We start from the raw sequence: 21,326 nt of genomic DNA, 5'->3' as shown, positions 1-21,326 counted from the left end.
TGTTCAGATAAAAGTGAATACAATTTATTCAGGCTGCAATGCTTTTATAACCAGCTTAAATGTTTGTTTCATAATGGTGTCCGTAAGCTTAAAGTTTTCATTCATCATAGACTTTTCATTAAGATGAAATCTTACAAGAGCATAAAAGCTGCCATAGGCAAGCGACCAGAAAATTTCGGGTTCCATCTTTACAAGCTCGCCGCGCCTTATGGCATTCAGCACAAAGTGTTTCATATTGTTCTTAAAAACAGACAGTTTAACATCGCCGTTATTTATTAAAGGTGAGTTCCTGAACTGCTCGTAAAACTGGTAATGCACCGGGTATTTCAGTATGAAGCGCAGCCTGTTTTTCCATTGCAACCATAAGCCTTCTTCAAGAGACAGGTCGGCGCTGAAACCCGTCAGCGCCACATGGGAAAAAGTTTCCTGCACCTGTATAAACAACTGGTTCAGCAGGTCTTCGCGGTTTTTAAAATAGATATAAATGGTAGAAGCGGAGATATTGGCAGCCCTGGCTAATTTTTGCATGCTCAGCCCGTCAAAGCCCTCTATCACAATCATTTCCATTGCTTTTTCCCGGATGGCTATTTCTTTATTTTCATCTTTCTTACGCATGATGAAGCGAAAATAAACGAATATTCGTTCATTTTATAATAAAAGGTTTCCACATCTGTCTTTTCATCTCTCCAATTCGCCGAAGGGAACACAACCCGGCTGAAACTTACGCATAAAGGGCTGGAATCATTCCCGTTAACAAATCCGGATATGGCCAAAGAAAATTTTGCCGGAGGATGGAAACAGATCATTGGAGAATCGCTGAAAACATTTGTTGAAAAGTGACGCTATGCAGCTTTAACAAAGCCACTGTATAATAAATACTATTTTGCAGCCGTTTGTAGCTTATAAAGCCATATCCAGCAAATTTCTTTCAATGAAAAAATTGATATACTTACTATTATGCTTTTCTACAGTAACCGTGCTGGCGCAGAATAATAAAAAGCCTGCCACCGCTCCACCCGCACTGCCTAAAGTAACCATAACCATCGGCGGATTTAAAGGTGGCGATATCACTTCGGATATACTTTCCCGTATTATTGATTCCTCCCTGGTAGCCCGTGATGAAAAGGGAAATAAATATGCTATTGTCCGTTTCCGGTCTATTTATAAATTTAAAAGCAGCTATGAAGATCCGGAAACCGGCGTGCGAAAAACAACAGACGATATGCGCATCAACGACTTCAACGACACCAGTATAATGACTGAACTGTGGCGGCAAAGTATTAAAGATAATATCGTTAAAGGCGACCAGATGATCCTGGATAACATGATTGTGCAGCTGAAAAACGGCAATAAAATAATGGCGCCTGCCATTACATTTAAAGTGATCCGGTAGCGCACTGGACAGTTAACACCCAAAAGTAGTTGTACGGGTCTGGGATTATATGCTTAAACAACTACAGGTCTCCATCACCTACCCGAATAAATCAGACATTCGATGACCTTTTTTGGTCAACTCCCCGACAATTTGTAATGCACTCATCCGATACGGCCTTTTCTAAAATTTCTGCTATTTTTGGAAAACAAAGATATTGGAACATACCCAACCATACAATGAGAAAGCGTTACTGCACCAGTTAGCAAAAGGCAGTGAAGAAGCCTTTACGGCCATCTTCCATCATTACAGGGGCAAGCTGTATCACTACATCTTCACCATTACCTCCTCGAGGGAAATGGCGGAGGATACCGTGCATGATGTGTTTTTGAAAGTATGGACCCACAGGGAGAAACTGGCTAATATAGAAAACATGAATGCCTACCTGTACAGGGTTTGTCATAACCAGGCCATTGGCGGGCTGAGGCGAATGGCCAAAGAAACCCTGATACTGGCTGAACTGCAGCAGGAAGATATACCGCTCCTTCCCAATGTTGACCCTGCCGGTCAAAGAGAAATCCGGAACTCCATACAGGAGGCAGTAAGCAAACTCAGCCCTCAGCAACGTAAAATATTTCTTCTCAGCCGCCAGGACGGCTTAAAGCATAAGCAGATAGCCGAACAACTTGGTGTGTCTATCAATACAATTAAAACCCATTTGGGGCAAGCCCTTCGGTTTTTAAGAGAAGAAATCGGTCAGCAATACAAACTCCAAGCCACCGCTATTTGGGTTATGTTCCAGCTTACGTAAAAAAGTTGTCTTGCCGCCTCATCCTCTTTTGCATCTCATTCGTTACATATCCGTTAACGGGGAATTTTTTAGTATTCATTTGAATACTTATTGTTTACTCCAATAATGATATATGAAGGATGAGCGCATACAATATTTATTTAACCGCTACCGTACAGGAACCTGCTCGCCTGAGGAAAAGAAAGAGCTTTCCTTGCTTTGCCTGCTACCTGAAAATCAAAAGATCCTTGAAAAATTATTGGAAACCACCTGGGAACAAACTCCGTTAGAAAATGACATGCCCGCCAGAAAAGGGGCCTCGATATTGCAAAATATCCTGGACTCATCTGCCAGGGAAGGGATGCCTGTTAAAAAAATAGAATGGCGTCGCTGGGTGGCCGCTGCCGCTGTTATAATGACTGCAGGTCTGGGCAGTTACTTCTTCTTATTTCATAAAAAAAATATACCGGGGGAAACCGTACTGGCCGTTACTCCCAATGATGTAAAACCGCCAAAGACCAGTAAAGCAGTTATTACATTGTCCGACGGAAGCGTGCTGTATCTCGATAGTGCCGGTAAAGGGCAGTTAGCCATACAAGGCAATGTGAAGCTGGTAAAACTCGCCAATGGGCAAATTGCATATGAGACCGCAGATGGCAGCACGACCCCGGAACCGCAGTATAACACGCTATCAAACCCCCGTGGCAGCAACATAATAGACATTAAACTATCCGATGGCTCGCATGTATGGCTTAATGCCGGTTCCACTATACAATACCCCGTGGTATTTACAGGAAATGAGCGAAAAGTTTCCATAACCGGTGAAGCTTATTTTGAAGTTACCCGCAATCCGGCGAAACCATTTAAAGTGGCAAATAACAAGATGGAAGTGACTGTATTAGGAACACATTTTAATGTGAACGCGTATGATGATGAACCAAACGTTAAAGTAACATTACTGGAAGGTGCTGTAAAAATAAAGCATTCAGGCTTCACCAAAGTTTTACAGCCTGGCCAGCAGGCGCGCATCACCAATGAAATACTGGTTACTGATAATATAGACATAGAAGAAGTAATGGCATGGAAAACCGGGAAATTCGTTTTTGGAGAAAAGGCAGATATAGCAACCGTTATGCGACAAGTGGCAAGATGGTATAATGTGGATATTGAATACCGTGGAAAAATTACTTCTCATTTTGGAGGAACGATATCCAGACAGGTAAACATCTCAGAAATAATCAATGTTTTGGAAGCCACGGGGCATTTGAAGTGTAGTATAGAGGGGAGAAAGATTATTGTATCACCATGAATTCGTCATAAACCATTAAATAAGTTTCGGATACATTAAAATGGCCAGCAGTGGTGGAACACGCTGGCCATAGCCTGGATTAACACCTAATACAATCAGCGAGATTATTTATTCATTAACCCAAACAAAACAAAGTTATGGTATTAAAGGCTTTTGGCCTCGCCCGTTCCATACCGGGAGGCTTTTTCTGCAGGAGTAATGCAGGCGCTGCGGAAGAAGACCTTAAACGAAGCCGCTCAATTAAACAATTGCTGAATGCAATGAAACTAACTGCTATCTTTTTACTTCTGGCCTGCCTCACGGCAGGAGCAAAAGGGTTTTCCCAAATTACCCTGGCGGAAAAAAATGCTCCTTTGCAAAGAATATTTAAAGCCATTCAAAAGCAAAGCGGCTACGATTTTTTTTATACCTATGAAGTAATTGAAAAGGCCGGCAACGCAACAGTCAACCTGTACCGGATGCCGCTGGAAAAGGCCATCGAAGAGGTGCTGAAAGATAAACCGCTCACCTATATTATCACCGGCAAAACGGTGGTAATAAAAGAGAAGGCAGCCCCCTCTTCTAACATGGAAGGAACACCGGACCTTCAGGATATGCAGAAAAAGATCAGCGGTGTGGTAAAAGATGAAAAAGGAATGCCGCTCGACGGGGCTTCCGTAGTGGTGCGCAGCAGCGGCAAAGGCGTAAGCACGGATTCAAAAGGAAGATTTACGGTAGAAGCGGATACAGGAGATATACTGGAATTTTCCCGCGTGGGATATAAGACGGCTTCTGTAATCATCGGTTCTGATGCATTTTTAGAAATAAGCATGCAGGTGGAAATTACTGCTGCAACGGAAGTAATAGTGGTAGGTTATGGCACTCAAAAAAAGACCAATGTAACAGGCGCCGTAAATACCGTGAACATGAAAGAAGTGGCAGGCAACAGGGCTACCACCAATATTGCACAGTTGCTGCAGGGTGTTGTACCGGATCTGCAGATCACCTATTCTTCGGGTGAACCGGGAGCTTCCACAGGCCTGAATATAAGAGGTACCACAAGCATCGGTTCCGGCTCCAATGGTTCACCGCTGATATTACTTGACAACGTTCCGGTAGCTTCGCTTTCCTTAATTAATCCTAATGATATTGAAACCGTAACTGTATTGAAAGATGCCGGCTCGGCTGCAATATATGGCGCCAGATCGGCCTGGGGAGTTATCCTGCTCACCAGTAAAAACAAGGCGGGCGCTAAAAAAACAAGTATTGAGTATGCTAACAACCTGGTCTTCAGCCGTCCGCTGGAAGTGCCTCAGAAAGCTACTCCGCTCCAAACCGTTCAATCTTTTAAAGACATGAACTTTGCACCGGGAACCGGCCAGAATGTAGACGAATGGATAAACTTATTGCATGACTATGCCCAAAATCCGGCTCAATACGGATCAGGATATACTGTTCAAAACGGCGTTATCTATCCTTTACGGGAGAATGATATCTGGGGTGAAATGGTCTCCAAAAACGCCTTTCAGCAAACGCACAACCTGGCAATAAGCGGCGGAACAGAAAAGACTTCCTACAGGATTGCGGGCGCTTTTACCAATGAAGACGGCATACTGATAACCAATAAGGATAGTTACAAGCGGTACAATCTTACTGGTTTTATCAATTCGCAGATCACTCCCTGGGCAAATGCCCAGTTGAGTACCATGTACTCCAACGCCAATAAACGTTTCCCGTATACAGGATATGGGTTTGACATATTCGGATCGGCATCTGTATTACCTTCTTACAGCCTGATCGGAGATTCGCTTATTGACGGAGTACATGTGCCCTATGCCACTCCGAAGAACCTGATTGAGAACGCGGCGGTAAGCAACAACAGGTTAGACAATATCAGGTTGTCCGGTAAAGTAACCCTGAATATTTTTAAGGGATTTAATGTTGTAGGAGAATATACTTACGACAAGACGAATACTGTTAATACCAGCTATGACAAACCATTTAATATTATCACATTAGCCAGTTTTGTTCCCAACCCTACCGTTACTGCTGATAAGGCAAAATATTATAAATACAATGATTTTACGGACTATCATGCCCTGAACATTTACGGTACCTACGAAAGAAAACTGGATGATCACCTGTTTACGCTGGTTGCCGGATTTAACCAGGAAAGTTCCTATTTTGAACTGCTGAATGCGCAGATGTCGAACATGATCAATCCCAACCTTCCTTATTTAGATGGCGGCACCGGTGTTATTCAGCCGGATGACAATGGTTTTGACGGATTTTCTGAATACGCGGTGCAGGGATACTTTTACAGGTTCAACTACGCATATAAAGGAAAGTATTTACTGGAGACCACGGGAAGGTATGATGGCTCCTCCAAATTCCCCGAAGGAAGAAGATGGGGATTTTTCCCTTCTGTATCAGCCGGCTGGCGGGTATCAGACGAAATATTTATGAAGGCGCTCAAACCCGTGCTGTCTGATCTGAAAGTCAGGGCAAGCTATGGTAATGTAGGCAACCAGTCCATTGGTAATTATCTGTTCTATTCGGGAATGAAAACCCGGCCCACCTCCAACTGGGCTGATGTATCGGGGGTGAGGTACCTCACGCTGGATGCTCCGGGACTGATCAGCGGCGACTTTACATGGGAAAAAGTAACTACCCGGAATCTCGGCATTGATCTTGGGCTGTTCAACAACAGGTTTACCGGCAGTTTCGACCTTTTTAAGCGCACCACAACAGGCATGCTGATCCCCGGTGCACAACTGCCTGCTGTATTGGGTGCCAGTGCTCCGCTTCAAAATACCGCCGATTTAAAATCTACGGGCTGGGGGTTGCAGGCTGCCTGGAAAGACCAGATAGGTAAAGTGAATTATCAATTCGGATTTACGCTTTCCGATAACAAAGCCTTCATTACCAAATACGATATTAATACAACCCGTCTCCTCACACAATATTATGTAGGTCAGCAAATAGGAGAGATTTGGGGTTATGAAACTGATGGGTTCTATACCGTGGAGGACTTTGTTGACGGCAGTTTGAACAGCAATCTGCTGGGAGGAAAATTACGTGACGGAGTGATCAGCTACCAGGGCGAAAATCCCAACCCGGGGGATATTAAATTCAAAGATCTTGATAAAGACGGGAAAATATTTACGGGAGACAATACAGTAGATAACCCCGGCGACAGAAGGATCATCGGCAATACCAATCGCCGCTACCAGTATGGCTTTTCAGCACGTGCCGCCTGGCATGGTTTTGATGTTTCGGTCTTTATACAAGGTGTAGGTAAAAGAGATTTGTTTGTTGTAAATGATCTTACATATCCCTATTCCTCCAACTATGGCACGTTGTATAGTAACCTGCTCAATTATTGGACCATTAACAATACCGATGCCTACTATGGACGTATTTATAATTTGGGAGGCGGCAACAGCAGCTATAATAAGCTTGTGCAAACACGGCTTTTGCAAAACGGGGCTTATATGCGTGTAAAAAATATTACGCTGGGTTACATTGTCCCTCTGCAATGGCTGTCAAGAGCTAAAATAAATTCCATGAGACTTTTTGTGAGCGGGGACGACCTGCTTACCAAAAAGCATTTGCCTACAGGAGTAGATCCTGAGCTCAAAGATCAGGGGTATGGTGCGCAATATCCCATTATGCAGAAAATGAGCATTGGGCTCAACCTCAACTTTTGATTTTTTAAAGCTTAACATTATGCAACAAAACCGTTTTTATATATTATTGCTCTTTGTAGTGCTGGTGGCTTCCTGCAACAAAGATTTTTTGAACAAGATACCTTTAGATCAGCAAACAGAAGCCACATCATTTAAAACGTATGAGAATTTCAAAACATACGCATGGGGGTTGTACGATCTGTTTGATGGTTACGGGCAGGGGCCTATATTGAATACCGCTACTTCTCTTTTTGAGGAAGCCAATTCAGATAATCTTTGCAATACGGCTTCTCTCAATTCAAACCCATGGGCTTACCAACTCGTAACAATACCCTCTTCAGGGGGAGACTGGGACTTTTCTTTCATAAGACGGGTGAATATCATGCTTGACAATATAGATCAGTCTTCCATGTCGCCGGCAGAAAAAGATCACTGGAAAAGTGTAGGATATGCTTTCCGGAGCGCCAGGTATATGCAGTTGCTTTCCAAATTCGGCGATGTGCCCTGGCTGGAGCATGTAGTAAAAGACAATGATAAAGATATATTATACGGGCAGCGTGCTCCGAGAGATGCAGTGGCTCAAAACATTCTCGACAATCTTTTATGGGCAGAATCGCATATCAATCCAAAGGGAGATGGCGCCAATACCGTTAACGTGCATGTGGTGCGGGCGCTGATCTCCCGGTTTGGGTTATTTGAAGGTACCTGGAGAAAATATCAGGGACTGGGTAATGCAGAGCAGTACCTGCAGGCCTGCCGTACCGCCTCTGCAAAGCTTGCCGCCGATTTTCCAACATTGTTAGCGGACTATGACCAGGTTTTTAATTCGGAAGATCTGGGCGGGAAAGCCGGGATAATATTGTACAGATCTTATGCTGCGGGGCAAAATATGCATGGTATACAACGGTATCATCGTACAACGGAATGGTATTTTGACGTAACGAAAGACGCTGTTGAAAGTTACCTGTGCCAGGACGGGAAACCGATCAGTACGAGCAGCCTGTATGCTGGGGACCGTACATTACATGATGAACTGAGGCATCGCGACCGGAGGCTGTACCTTACTGTTATGCCTCCCTACAGAGTTTTTACTACTACAGACGCCACGGGCAACGTGGTTACCTCTCAAAACACTATCTTTTGGAAGCATACCGGCATAGCGGCAGACAGGGAATACATGGATACCATGGCTACTATTGCATCACCCGGATATAAAAGACTTCCTTACCTGCAATGGGCAGGCAATGTACTGAGAGGCGTTCCTCATTTTAGAAAATTTAATGAAGGACAGGCATTTGGCGTATCTCAGTTAGGATATTATTTTTATAAATTCTACAATGCCACCACGGATGCTACCGGCTTTGTGAATACCACCGATGCACCGATCTTCCGGATAGAAGAGGTGCTATTGAATTACGCTGAAGCAAGCTATGAGCTGGGCGAATTTGACCAGTCCATGGCCGAGCAGACCATAAACAAACTTCGCCGGAGGGTAAATATGCCGGCTATGATCATTGCCGATATAGATGCTTCTTTTGACCTAAGCCGGGATACAGATGTGCAGCCCGTTTTATGGGAAATACGCCGCGAGCGGCGTGTAGAGCTGATAGGGGAAGGATTTCGCTTTAATGATCTGCGCCGTTGGAAAAAGGGCAATTACCTGAATAAGCAACAGACCGGTATGTGGGTAGACAATACTCAATATGGAAATAAACTGGCGATCGCCGGCGGAGGCACTGAAGGATATGTGGAATACAATACTGCCCCATCAGGCTGGCTGGAATATTATTATCTGTATCCATTGCCTAAGGATCAGCTTGTATTGAATAGCAGCCTGATACAAAACACAGGCTGGAAATAGTTTCGTTACCGTATTTTCACGCAGAGGTGCAAAGAAAATCGCAAAGAGCGCAGAGGATATCTTTGTGCTCTTTGCGTAACCTTAGTGTTCTTTGTGATTAAAAAATGTAATTGACTCAGGCATATTTTAATTTTTAACCCCCTTTTTTATATTCAAACCACCTGTAATGAGATTGAACCTGCTGATAAGCTGTTTGCTTCATTTAATAACTACAGCAAAACTATATGCCGGGATAGCAGATACCACACAAATCCCCATTCTTGCCTGGGGTGGAGTGCCGCCCCATGAGGCTGGCATAGCCCGTTATGAGGAAATGAAAAATGCGGGGCTAACTGTCAGCCTTACACGCAGCACCTCAATAGATTCTATGGCAATGATGCTGGACATGGCAGCAAAAGCCGGTGTTCAACTGATCGTACGCTGCCCGGAATTGCAAACAGATCCCGAAAACACGGTAAAGCGTTTTATGAATCACCCCGCCACAGCAGGATATTTTCTTAAGGACGAGCCTTCCGCTTCCGAGTTTGAAGCGTTAGGCATTTGGGCGGGTCGTATAAGAGCTATAGACAGTCAACGTTTCAGCTACCTGAATTTGCTTCCTAATTACGCTGTTCCTGCTCAACTGGGTACCGCTTCCTATCAGCAACATGTGAGCGTGTATCTAAAAAGCGTTCCCGTTCCCTTCCTGTCCTTCGATCACTACCCCGTAATTGAAGATAATGGTCAGCGATCCTTGCGGAAAGAATGGTTTGAGAACCTGGAAATCATCGCAGGGGAATCAAAAAAAGCAAACAAACCTTTTTGGGCTTTTGCGCTCAGCGTGGCACATGGCAATTATCCCGTTCCAACCCTGGGAGAATTGCGGCTGCAGGTATTTGCCAACCTTGCGTATGGCGCACAAGGAATACAATATTTCACCTACTGGACCCCCAAAAACAAGTCTCAATATAATTATCACCATGGCCCTATAGATGATGATAACAAAAGAACAGATGTGTATGAAATGATCAGTACAGTGAACAGGGAAATTCAAAACCTTTCCGGTGTATTTCTGTCGGCTAAAGTAATTTCCGTTGCGCACATTGGTAAAAACATTCCAGTTGGCACGCAACGCCTTCCTAAATTGCCTGAAGGCATTAAAAAGATCAGTATACAAGGAGAAGGAGCAATCGTATCCGTACTCGAAAAAGGGAACGACCGTTTTATTGTAATAGTCAACAAAGACTTCGTCAATCCTATGAAGTTAAAGATCAAAAGCAACAGCACGCTTGAAAAAGTATCAAAAAACGGTACTATTCTGAATACGCACAAGCATTCCTCATCTGTAGCAATTGGTGCCGGGGATATTGCGGTATACAGGCTGAACCATATAAATGAATCATCACTTAAATAACAACCTATAGGGTGCAAAAAAACACATAGCGCTTAACGGCTCAGCAAATCTACCGGCAAAATAAATTCCCACAGGTTGGCATTGTTAGCGCCAATCACATTCTTATCTATCAGCCTGCTATACCGTATGCCAAAAGTAACCGGTTGCTGGTTCCACCATTTGGTATCAAAAAAAACTTCGGTTCCGGTACTCCTGAATGAAAAAACATCACCGGTGCGTAAACTTTTGGCCCGGGCGTAATCAAAAAACAGGTTGGCTCTTATGCGGGAGCAGTACACGATTTGCGCAAAGCCCCAGTCCGGATAAGCTAAAGGCAAATGATAATTGACACTCCCCTTCCACATGCGCGGCGCATCAACACTATTGTAACCACGGGCAAAAGGGAAATTATTGGAAAAGCGGTATTGATCTGCCGTATCGCGTACCTGGAAAGCACCGCTGAGCACCAGACTGTGATTTACTCCTATACCGGGGAAGTACAATGATGCCGATGTGAGCAACTGATGAGCCCTATGATCATTAATAACAGTGCGGTACCGCAGCAAAAATCTTTGTGCAAAATGCGGATTGATGTGCTGTACCGCCTGCTGGGTTTGACTACCCCAGTTAACCGAAAACTGCAGGTAATTGAATAAAGGACCCGCAATACTGTCTTTATACTTTCCCGTTATATTCAGTTGCTCCACATTAAAAGAAGAAGCCAGCGTAAGATTTTTATACCATCGGCCTTTCGTAAGATCAAGCGGCAGGCTCACACCTATATTAGCATTCAATTCATTCCATCGTATCGTTCTCACGCTGTCGCTCACCTTCCTGTTGAATGTATAAGACACCCCTCCGGTTACCCATGGAAACCAGGCGCCGTAAACGCCGGCAAAGCCGGTTTTATGACTTCCTTCATTTTCGTTATAGGTATAATATAATTGCGATTGAAAAGTATTGAGGATGTTTTGACCGTATACCGTAAAGCTCCATTCGGGCTGCTCATAGTAGGGGCGCCAGCTATGAAAATTGAATGGCGCCGATAATTTGCCATATGTGGAAACCGGGTACCGGCCATATGAAATACTGTCTAAAATATTACCGCCTGTTTGCTGCAGCGCCCCGGGCAAATACAAATCAGGAGCATTTATTGTGGCAATCTGCATCAACGGCTGCCAGTCTTCCGCTTTTAAATGTTTTTCCTTTAGCTGCAAGCCCTCTGCCGTAAAGCTGCTCCATACTAACCGTCCCGCATTATTGACGGCGGGTTGGTATGCACCTAACGGTTCATTAGTGAGCTTAAAAAGATTTCTTGTTTTGATATCCACTGCAAAAATATCATCCTGGTAACCGCTGCCTGCCGAAAAATATACCGTATCTCCTTTTAAGAATGGGAATCCCTTTACTTCATAGCTCCAGGGCAGCAGGTTATCCGTTGCTCCCGTTTGCAGGTTAACCATCGCCAGGGTCATTAACCCCTGTGCATTTCTTACACAGGAAACCACATGATCCTTACCGTAAAATGCAGGATACGTATAGACCAGGCGCTCCGCCGGTTGTGGTACCCGGTGCAGCAGCGCCCCGGTGGCCGCATCCAGCACATGCAATTCCTGCTGCTGATCCGGCGTAAACTGCACGGCAACAATCACAGTACCGTCCTGTGCAATATCGGGCTGGAAGTATTTGCTCCTGTGCGTTAACTGTACGGTTTGCTTCGTTGCTATATCGAATACTTTTATTACGCTGTAATCTCTTTGTCCCCACCGCGCATCGGGCTCATAGGCGGTATAAATGATTTTACCGTTGCGGTAAGCATAATAATCATCGCGCGCAATATCCTTCACCCTTATCTTTTCCTCTCCCTTTGCTGTAACCAGCCACCATGCAGGCAGGCTGCGGTATGTTTTTTTCAGTACTACCAGCGAATCTTCGCCTGCAAAGTAAGGCAGCGAATAATCCGATACATACCGGTTATTACCGGCAGTTATAAAAGCATCACCTGCAGAAAGCGCCGATTGGTCTTTATAAAACTGCAGGGCATTTTCTACAAAATCACTATACGTTATTCCTGCATATTTTTTTACCGCTTTTTGAAAAGGATAAAATAACCCTTTAAACCGGGCCGCATCATCCGTTACTGCGGTCCAAAACCGGTCTCCGTATTTTTCCCTGCCATAGCCCGTCAGTAAATAGCCTAATGCATAATGATCAGGCATATAATGCCGCAATGATCCATTGCGCAGCTTCATAAAGCTGTATTTCTTATCTGCTTTCCATAGCGACCGGTAGCCGTTAAAAAAAACGGGCAGCCTTCCCCTGCCCTGCCCGCTTACGGCTGTTTCCTGGAAAACAGCATCCCCTTCAAAAAACCAGTTAGGGATAGCCGCGCTGTTGGCAACCGCCTGTCCTTCTTCGCCCAAAATGATATATGCCAGCTTCGATAGCCCTTTCCTGTAATTCATATACTGCTGCACATGCCTGTATTCGTGAATAGCTAAATTTTCAGCCCATGGCAGGCTGCCGAGGTCAAAGCTGTTGAACCGGGGTGTAAGAAAGAATTCGCTGCGCCACGGGGCTAATCCAACATAACCATTTGCCAGTGTAGTCTGGTTTTGCAACACGATATTGATCTTACGTTGAGCGGTACCCGCAGTAATGCCGGTATGCCGGTTAAGATAATGAACAATAGCGGCTATGCGCTGTGCCGTTGTATCGAGTCCGCGGGGATAGACAACCCGGGCTTCGGGCGTATTCACCTGCTGCCATTTAACCGAAGGCGGATTAGCGCCAAACTCCTGGGAATAAGCTGAAAATCCGGAAAAAAGCAACAACCATAACAAAGCATGTATACGCATACGCAACAATTGCAGCCTAAATATACATTCAAAATGAATAGCCGTTGGCACACATCATTCACTTGTTTTTACCAAACCCATTTCGCGCAGATTGCGGCTTGCAATGCCATGAAGGATAAAAGTGAATCTTATTTTTTCCCTGGATTTATATATTTTTTGTGCCAAAATACCCGGTAATTGCGCGATTGTTATTATCTTTTCGCAGTATGATAAATGCTATTATCGTAGATGATGAGCAACATTGTGTTAACAGGCTGTCAGGATTGCTGGGTCAGCATTGCCCTTCCTCCGTAAATATCCTCGACAGCTTCAATACCGTTGAGGATGCGGTTTCAGGAAGTGTGCTTTTACAGCCCGATCTCGTTTTCCTGGATATGCAGATACATGATAAAACAGGTTTCGACCTTTTAAAACAAGTCAGCGACATCTACTTTGATGTCATCTTCACCACAGCTTATGAAAAATACGCCGTTCAGGCATTTAAGTTCAGCGCCATTGATTACCTGCTTAAGCCTGTTGATGCCGATGAGCTGAAGCAGGCTGTGGCAAAACTGGAGCAAAGGTTATCGAAGAATGAAATGTCGAAAAAAATTGACGCGCTTTTTGATAACATGAAAAGCACGCAAAGTGCCACAAAGCGTATAGGTATCCCTACCGTTAGCGGTATCACCTATATAGCCATCGGAGATATCATCCATTGCCACAGCGATATTAATTATACCACGCTCTTCTTAAAGGATAATAAAAAAATTACGGTAGCCAAAACCCTTAAGGAGTTTGAAGAAATGCTGTTGGACTATAATTTCTACAGGGTGCATAATTCTCATCTTGTAAACCTGGCTTTTATAAAAAGCTATCATAAAGGCAAAGGCGGTTATCTGATTATGGCCGACAATACTGAAATAGAAGTTTCCATACGGCGAAAAGATGAGCTTTTAAAGAAGCTTTCGCGCTAACCGGCTAAAATAAATATCGCATATGCATTTTGCCGCTGCGCCATTCCCCGGTAGCACATGACAGCACATGACAGCTTTAACAGGGGTATAGTATACTTTTGAACACAGATTGTTTACACCCATAAGAAAAGACTTACGAATGCAGGTAATTTTAGGAATTGTTTATCATTTTATAGGAGGTTTTGCATCGGGTAGTTTTTATACTCCATTTAAGAAAGTTAAAGGCTGGGCCTGGGAAAGCTACTGGATAGCAGGTGGAATTTTTTCCTGGCTGATTGTTCCCCCCCTGGCTGCTTATCTAACCATTCCGGGTTTCGCGGAAATTATTAAAAGCACCGATGGCAGTATCTTAGGCATTACGTATTTGTTTGGTGTACTTTGGGGAATTGGCGGGTTAACCTATGGGTTGGGTGTACGTTACTTGGGCATTTCGCTGGGTACCAGTATTATATTAGGGTTGTGCATGGTATTTGGTTCGCTTATACCTTCCATATACTATAACTTTTTTCCAAAAGAAGGCAAGGATACGTTTAGTATGCTCATCCATTCAAAATGGGGGTTGTATGTACTGGCAGGGCTGGCGGTGTGCGTGCTGGGAATCGTTTTCTGCGGTAAAGCGGGAACGATGAAAGAAAAAGCGCTTAATATATCGGGCACCGGCCCGCACGGAATGCAAACAAAAACCGAATACAGGTTTGGACTGGGTTTGCTGGTTTCCATTGTATCCGGCATTTTAAGCGCCTGTTTTAACTTTGGTATAGAATCGGGAAAATCAATGGCAAATACCGCCAATGAATTATGGAAAACGGCGCATCCCGGGCAGGGCGAGTTTTTATTTCAGAACAATGTAATTTTCGTGGTAATACTGTGGGGCGGACTTACCACTAATTTCATCTGGTGCATGATACTGAACGCCCGCAACAAAACCTTTGGTGATTATACCAATACAAAAACACCGCTGCTGTCTAACTATATCTTTTCCGCCTTAGCCGGCATTACCTGGTTCCTCCAGTTTTTCTTTTATGGCATGGGTGAAAGCAAGATGGGTAATGGCGCCAGTTCGTGGATATTGCATATGGCCTTTATTATTCTGGTAGCCAACTTCTGGGGTATTGTGCTAAAAGAATGGAATGGGTTGAGCAGCAAAACAAAATCCATGATCACCCTGGGCATTGTTACCATAATTATAGCTGTTTTGCTGGTGGGGTATGGCAATTCATTAAAATAAATTAATTAAAATACTAAAATAAAAAATATGCCTTCCGTTACAACAAATGAATTTAAGCACGTGAGCTATTTATGGGATGATGCCAAAGCCGCCGCACTTGCCGGGGATGAAGTGGGATTACTGATTTACCGTTCTAATTTATTAGGCGCCGATTTGCGGCTTACCAATTACGGCGGCGGCAATACTTCCTGCAAGGTAATGGCAAAAGATCCGCTCACCGGCCGGGAAACAGAAGTGATGTGGGTAAAAGGTTCCGGGGGCGATTTGGGCACACTAAAGAAAAGCGGTTTGGCAGCTTTATATGTAGACCGCCTGAGAAGCCTGACGAATGTGTACCGTGGCATTGATCACGAAGATGAAATGGTGGAGCTGTTTAACCACTGCATTTTTGATCTGAGCTCCAAAGCGCCTTCCATAGATACGCCTTTGCACGGGTTTCTTCCGTTTAAGCATATTGATCACCTGCATCCTGATGCCGCTATTGCCATTGCCGCTGCCAAAGACGGCAAGCGCATTACGCAGGAACTTTTTAACGGCGCTATAGGCTGGGTAGAATGGCAGCGGCCGGGCTTTGACCTTGGCTTAAAACTAAAACAGTGCCTTGATGAGAATCCGGGAATACGGGGTATAATGCTTGGCTCACATGGCTTGTTTACCTGGGGCGATACCGCCTTTGAAAGCTATATCAACACCCTGGAAGTAATTGAACGCTGCGCGGCTTATCTTGAAGAAAATATAAAAGCCAAACCGGTATTTGGCGGAGCTAAGCTGGAATCCTTAGCCAAAGAAGAAAGGTTAGATAAAGCAGCAGCTTTAGCACCCATACTCAGGGGATTCTGCTCTTCCAATATAAAAATGATCGGACATTTTACGGATGACGAAAGAGTATTGGAATATATCAATTCCAACGACCTGGAAAGATTAGCGCCTATGGGTACCAGTTGTCCTGACCATTTTTTAAGAACCAAGATCAGCCCGCTGGTGCTGAACCTTACTGCCGGTGAAAGTGTAGCGGATGTTGCCGCCGTAAAAGAAAAGCTGAAGCCGCAATTTGAAGCTTACAGGGAAATGTATACGGCGTATTACGAAAAATGCAAACATCCCAACAGTCCTGCTATGCGCGATGCCAACCCGGTGGTGATATTATACCCAGGCGTGGGCATGTTCACTTTTGCAAAAGATAAGCAAACGGCACGGGTAGCCGCTGAGTTCTATATTAATGCCATTAATGTAATGAAGGGCGCTGAAGCCATTTCCGAATATACCTCCCTGCCCCGCCAGGAAGCTTTTAATATTGAGTACTGGTTATTGGAAGAAGCCAAGCTGCAGCGTATGCCAAAGCCTAAAGCCTTATCGGGACGGATTGCATTAGTAACAGGCAGCGCGGGGGGCATTGGCAAAGCCATCGCCAAAAAATTTGCAGATGAAGGCGCAGTAGTGATGGTAAATGATAACGATGCAGACAGGCTGGCGAATGCAAAAAAAGATTTCGCAGCGCATTACAGTAAAGATGTTTTTTCGGCAGAAATATTAGATGTTACCGATGTGAATACCATTCGCAAAACGTTTAAAGCCTCAGCACTCGCCTTTGGCGGTGTTGATATAGTAGTTAACTGCGCCGGCTTATCTATTTCAAAGCCATTGGAAGAACATACCGAAAAAGACTGGGACCTCCTGTACGATGTATTGGTAAAAGGACAGTTCCTCATTACACAGGAAGGCGTAAACGTTATGCGCAAGCAGGATATGGGAGGCGATGTAATTAATATCGTAAGTAAAAACGCGCTGGTAAGCGGTCCTAATAATGCGGGCTATGGATCGGCTAAAGCAGCACAATTGCATTTAAGCCGTTTAAACGCCACCGAATTAGGGAAGGATCATATCCGCGTTAACGTGGTAAACCCCGATGCCGTTATTTCCGACAGTAAAATATGGGCGGGCGCATGGGCGCAGGGGCGCGCCAAGGCATATGGCATAACCGTAGAGGAACTGCCGGCTTTTTACGCCAAACGTACTTTACTGAACGAAATTATATTGCCTGAAGATATAGCCAACGCCTGCTTTGCTTTTACAGGAGGCTTACTAAACAAAACCACGGGCAATGTGCTGAATATTGACGGTGGTGTTGCTATGGCTTTTGTAAGATAAGAGTATTAAATCCGAAGCCGGAAAACCGAAATTCGAAGGAATACAAGTAAGAACCAAATAACAAAAACCAAATAAAATCCAAATTTTAAATCCAAAGGAGAAAGTTCGAAATCCGAAGCGAAATGCAACCATAAACTACAAACAATAAACTATAAACTAAAAAAATCTGCCTCCGGTATGAGGGGATTGCTTCGCAAGATGGTATTTGGGGTAACATTATTCATCCGTTTGCTTCCTCGCAATGACGGGTAAAATCCGAAGCCGGTAGCGCGAAATTCGAAGGAATACAAGAAGAAACAAATAACAAGAAACAAATAATATACAGATGCTTCGTTCCTCAGCATGACAGGCAATATTCAAATCCGAAGACGAAAATCTGAAATCCGAAGCGAAATGCAACCATAAACTACAAACAATAAACTGTAAACTAAAAAAATCCGGAGCGGAATCTAATCTCAAATCCATATGCATCGTCTCGCGTTTATAATGAGATTACACAAAGGTGCTGAAGCCGAATACCAAAAGCGGCATGACGCGATATGGCCGGAATTGCAGGCATTATTAAAAGAAAGCGGTATTCAGGAATATTCAATTTTTCTGGAGGAAGCAACAGGAAGCTTGTTCGGTTATTTGAGGATCAATGATAAAACCTCCATGGAGGCATTGCCACAGCAACCCGTTATGCAACGCTGGTGGCATTACATGAAAGATATCATGGAGGTGAATGACGATGCATCACCGGTAAGCATACCGCTGAAAGAAGTTTTTTACATGCCATAAAAATAAAATCATGCAGATAGAAAAAAACAGGATTGACGATCACAATGCCACCCTGCTGAAAACACATAGCAGCAGGTTTGCGTATTGCAGCGCAGCTATTGAAAAAACGGAAAGCATTGTAAAAAAGCTAACCGCCTTCCAGGTAGCCATTCCCAGTTGGGCTTTGGGAACCGGTGGTACAAGGTTTGGAAGATTTTCGGGGGGTGGCGAGCCGCGTAACCTCGAAGAAAAAATAGAAGATATAGGCCTGCTGCACGCGCTCAACCAATCAAGCGGCGCCATTTCGCTTCATATTCCATGGGACATTCCGGAAAACCCTGCGCATATCAAAGCGCTGGCTGCGCAGCACGGACTGCAGTTCGACGCTATGAACTCCAACACCTTCCAGGATCAGCCCGGCCAGCAGCTCAGCTACAAATTCGGGTCGCTGCAAAATGTAAATAAAGCCATCCGCCGGCAGGCAATTGATCATAATATTGAAGTGATCCGGCAGGGCGTGGAGCTGGGCTCCACCTCCTTAACCGTATGGCTTTCCGATGGGTCCTGCTTCCCCGGGCAGCTTAATTTCAGGGAAGCTTTTCAGCATACACTCAACGGATTACAGGAAATTTACAAGGCATTACCGGAAAACTGGAAAATGTTTGTAGAATACAAAGCCTTTGAGCCTAACTTTTATTCCACTACCGTTGGCGACTGGGGGCAGTCGTATTTATATGCCAGCAAGCTGGGCAATAAGGCCTACACATTGGTTGACCTGGGTCATCACCTGCCCAATGCCAATATTGAACAGATCGTTTCCCTTTTACTGATGGAAGGAAAATTGGGCGGCTTTCATTTCAATGATTCCAAATACGGAGACGATGACCTTACAGCAGGCAGTATTAAACCCTACCAGCTATTTCTCATCTTTAATGAGCTCGTAGAGGGTATGGATGCCAAAGGCATGAACCACGCTACAGATCTTGGCTGGATGATTGACGCATCGCACAATGTAAAAGATCCGCTGGAAGATCTGGCACAGTCGGTTGAAGCCATTTTTATAGCTTATGCACAGGCACTATTAACCGACAGCAAAGCCCTGCAGGAAGCCCGCCAAAATAATGATGTGGTAAAAGCACAGGAAATACTGCAGCATGCCTTTAGAACCGATGTACGACCGTTAGTAGCCGAAGCCAGGCTCCGTGCCGGCGGAGCGTTAGACCCTATAGCGCTGTTCCGCAGGGAAAAGATACGGGAGCAGCTTGTCAAAAGCAGGGGAGCAAAAGCGGTAGCCACCGGATTGTAAAAAAGAATATGGGAGTGGTGAATAGTGAGGAGTGAATAGTAGACCCTATGCTTATGCTTCTTCTCCTGTACACATGCTCTTTTTATACGCTGATTTTTGGGGCGCATTTCAAATTTTCGCAGGTGGGTGGTGACACCCACCTGTAGAACCCGCTACCGGTCGGTGTCTCACCGACCGGAAAGTTGTACATGGAGCGAAAAATTGAAATACGCCCGATTTTTGTCTTTCAACCCCTACCTCCTATCTTTACGCCATGATGAGCAATAGTGTGCCGGTTATAGCCATTTACGATATCGGCAAAACCAACAAAAAAGTATTCCTCTTTAACGAAGCTTACGAAGTAGTATATGAAAAAAGCGCCACGCTTCCCGAAACAACGGATGAGGACGGGTATCCCTGTGAAAACATAGAACTGCTGACCCGGTGGATCACGGAATCATTCAGTGAAATAACGGAGTTAAAGGCATTTACTATAGTAGCTGTTAACTTCACTTCTTACGGCGCCAGCTTTGTGCATATTGACAAAAATGGCAATCCCTTAACGCCATTATACAATTACCTGAAGCCTTACCCCGAAGATTTAAAGAAGAAATTTTACGGCAGGTATGGAGGGGAGATCATGCTTTCTATACATACCGCTTCTCCCGTACTCGGCAGCTTAAATTCGGGCATGCAGTTATACCGTTTAAAATATGAACAAAAAACTGTGTTCGACCAGATCGTGTACTCGCTGCATCTTCCGCAATACATCAGCTACCTGCTTACCGCAAAAGCCTGTTCCGATATTACCAGCATTGGCTGCCATACCAACCTCTGGAATTTCCCGCAACACAATTACCACGAGTGGGTATACAGGGAAGGCCTGATAGATAAGCTGCCGCCGGTTTTTGCTTCAGATGAAATAGTAAAAGAGATAATATTTTCAGGCAAAAAGATCAGGGCCGGCGTTGGTTTACACGATAGCTCAGCGGCGCTTATCCCCTATCTCACTAATTTCCGGGAACCCTTTGTACTGATCTCCACGGGCACATGGTCTATCAGCTTCAACCCGTTTAACAGCAGCCCTCTTACGGTGGAAGAGCTGCAGCAGGACTGCCTGTGTTATTTAACCTATCATGGCAGACCGGTAAAAGCCTCGCGTTTATTTGCAGGATACGAGCACGAGCAACAGGTAAAACGCCTGGCTGCGCATTTTAATAAGCAAACCGATCATTATACTACGGTAAAGTTCAGCAAAAACATTATTGATGCATTGCGGTTGCAGCCTGAAGTTCGTGCAAAAGATGCCGCCTCCATAACGGTCTTTCCCGAAAGAGACCTGCATGCATTCACCAGCTATGAGCAGGCCTATCACCAATTGATGCTGGATATTATGAGCAGGCAGATCAATGCTACAGGGCTGGTGCTGGAAGGCACTGATGTAAAAAGGATTTTTGTTGACGGAGGATTTGGCAAAAACCCGCTGTATATGCATTTGCTGGCAGAAGCCTTTCCGGGCATTGAAGTATATGCAGCATCTATAGCGCAGGCTACTGCACTTGGGGCAGCGCTGGCCATACATCCTCACTGGAACAGCAAACCGGCCCCTGCCGATACGATTAAATTAATGTATTATAACACCAGTACTTTTCAAAAATAGCGGCATTCCATACAGCAATTGAAATACGCGGGCTCCCGCTTAACCACCACTTGTCCACCT

At 44.6% G+C, this 21,326-nt stretch carries 14 protein-coding genes; 12 read left to right on the top strand and 2 right to left on the bottom strand.

Annotated features, from left to right (window positions below; translation table 11 throughout):
* Positions 1-24: 24 nt before the first annotated feature.
* Positions 25-615, bottom strand: a complete 591-nt coding sequence (locus PLE34_RS05265; protein ID WP_324554741.1) for a TetR/AcrR family transcriptional regulator — start codon at positions 613-615, stop codon at positions 25-27.
* A 316-nt stretch (positions 616-931) separates the two neighbouring features.
* Between PLE34_RS05265 and PLE34_RS05260 the strand changes: the two genes are divergently transcribed.
* From PLE34_RS05260 to PLE34_RS05235, 6 genes are all read left to right on the top strand, one after another.
* Positions 932-1,393 carry a hypothetical protein gene (locus tag PLE34_RS05260; RefSeq protein ID WP_324554740.1) on the top strand — a complete coding sequence of 154 codons (462 nt, stop codon included), beginning with the start codon at positions 932-934 and terminating at the stop codon, positions 1,391-1,393.
* Between the two features lie 196 nt (positions 1,394-1,589).
* Complete coding sequence (locus PLE34_RS05255) at positions 1,590-2,183, top strand: RNA polymerase sigma factor (protein WP_324554739.1); 594 nt, start codon at positions 1,590-1,592, stop codon at positions 2,181-2,183.
* A 112-nt stretch (positions 2,184-2,295) separates the two neighbouring features.
* The gene (locus PLE34_RS05250) at positions 2,296-3,471 is read left to right on the top strand and encodes a FecR family protein (protein WP_324554738.1); all 1,176 of its coding nucleotides are present in this window, start codon (positions 2,296-2,298) and stop codon (positions 3,469-3,471) included.
* Positions 3,472-3,608: 137 nt separating this feature from the next.
* The gene (locus PLE34_RS05245) at positions 3,609-7,160 is read left to right on the top strand and encodes a TonB-dependent receptor (protein WP_324554737.1); all 3,552 of its coding nucleotides are present in this window, start codon (positions 3,609-3,611) and stop codon (positions 7,158-7,160) included.
* Between the two features lie 19 nt (positions 7,161-7,179).
* Entirely contained in the window at positions 7,180-9,000 is a 1,821-nt protein-coding gene (locus tag PLE34_RS05240; protein WP_324554736.1) for a RagB/SusD family nutrient uptake outer membrane protein, read from the top strand.
* A 166-nt stretch (positions 9,001-9,166) separates the two neighbouring features.
* Positions 9,167-10,393: a beta-galactosidase gene (locus tag PLE34_RS05235; protein ID WP_324554735.1), complete on the top strand. Its 1,227-nt coding sequence runs from the start codon at positions 9,167-9,169 to the stop codon at positions 10,391-10,393.
* Positions 10,394-10,425: 32 nt separating this feature from the next.
* Here PLE34_RS05235 and PLE34_RS05230 read toward each other — a convergent pair whose 3' ends face one another.
* Positions 10,426-13,230 carry a TolB-like translocation protein gene (locus tag PLE34_RS05230; protein ID WP_324554734.1) on the bottom strand — a complete coding sequence of 935 codons (2,805 nt, stop codon included), beginning with the start codon at positions 13,228-13,230 and terminating at the stop codon, positions 10,426-10,428.
* Between the two features lie 206 nt (positions 13,231-13,436).
* Between PLE34_RS05230 and PLE34_RS05225 the strand changes: the two genes are divergently transcribed.
* The 6 genes from PLE34_RS05225 (at position 13,437) to PLE34_RS05200 (ending at position 21,266) form a co-directional block, all read left to right on the top strand.
* Positions 13,437-14,186, top strand: coding sequence for a LytR/AlgR family response regulator transcription factor (locus PLE34_RS05225; RefSeq protein WP_324554733.1), 750 nt, complete (start codon positions 13,437-13,439; stop codon positions 14,184-14,186).
* A 139-nt stretch (positions 14,187-14,325) separates the two neighbouring features.
* Positions 14,326-15,414, top strand: coding sequence for an L-rhamnose/proton symporter RhaT (gene rhaT, locus PLE34_RS05220; RefSeq protein WP_324554732.1), 1,089 nt, complete (start codon positions 14,326-14,328; stop codon positions 15,412-15,414).
* Between the two features lie 27 nt (positions 15,415-15,441).
* Positions 15,442-17,562, top strand: a complete 2,121-nt coding sequence (locus tag PLE34_RS05215) for a bifunctional aldolase/short-chain dehydrogenase (protein WP_324554731.1) — start codon at positions 15,442-15,444, stop codon at positions 17,560-17,562.
* Positions 17,563-18,027: 465 nt separating this feature from the next.
* Positions 18,028-18,342, top strand: coding sequence for an L-rhamnose mutarotase (gene rhaM, locus PLE34_RS05210; RefSeq protein WP_324554730.1), 315 nt, complete (start codon positions 18,028-18,030; stop codon positions 18,340-18,342).
* 10 nt (positions 18,343-18,352) lie between these two features.
* Positions 18,353-19,627, top strand: coding sequence for a sugar isomerase (locus PLE34_RS05205; protein WP_324554729.1), 1,275 nt, complete (start codon positions 18,353-18,355; stop codon positions 19,625-19,627).
* Between the two features lie 253 nt (positions 19,628-19,880).
* Positions 19,881-21,266 carry an FGGY-family carbohydrate kinase gene (locus tag PLE34_RS05200; protein WP_324554728.1) on the top strand — a complete coding sequence of 462 codons (1,386 nt, stop codon included), beginning with the start codon at positions 19,881-19,883 and terminating at the stop codon, positions 21,264-21,266.
* The last annotated feature ends 60 nt before the right edge of the window (positions 21,267-21,326 follow it).

The organism is Agriterribacter sp. (assembly GCF_035445465.1).
Taxonomy (GTDB): domain Bacteria; phylum Bacteroidota; class Bacteroidia; order Chitinophagales; family Chitinophagaceae; genus Agriterribacter.
Note: the sequence above shows the minus strand (reverse complement) of the source record. Positions and strands in the feature narration are given on the sequence as shown.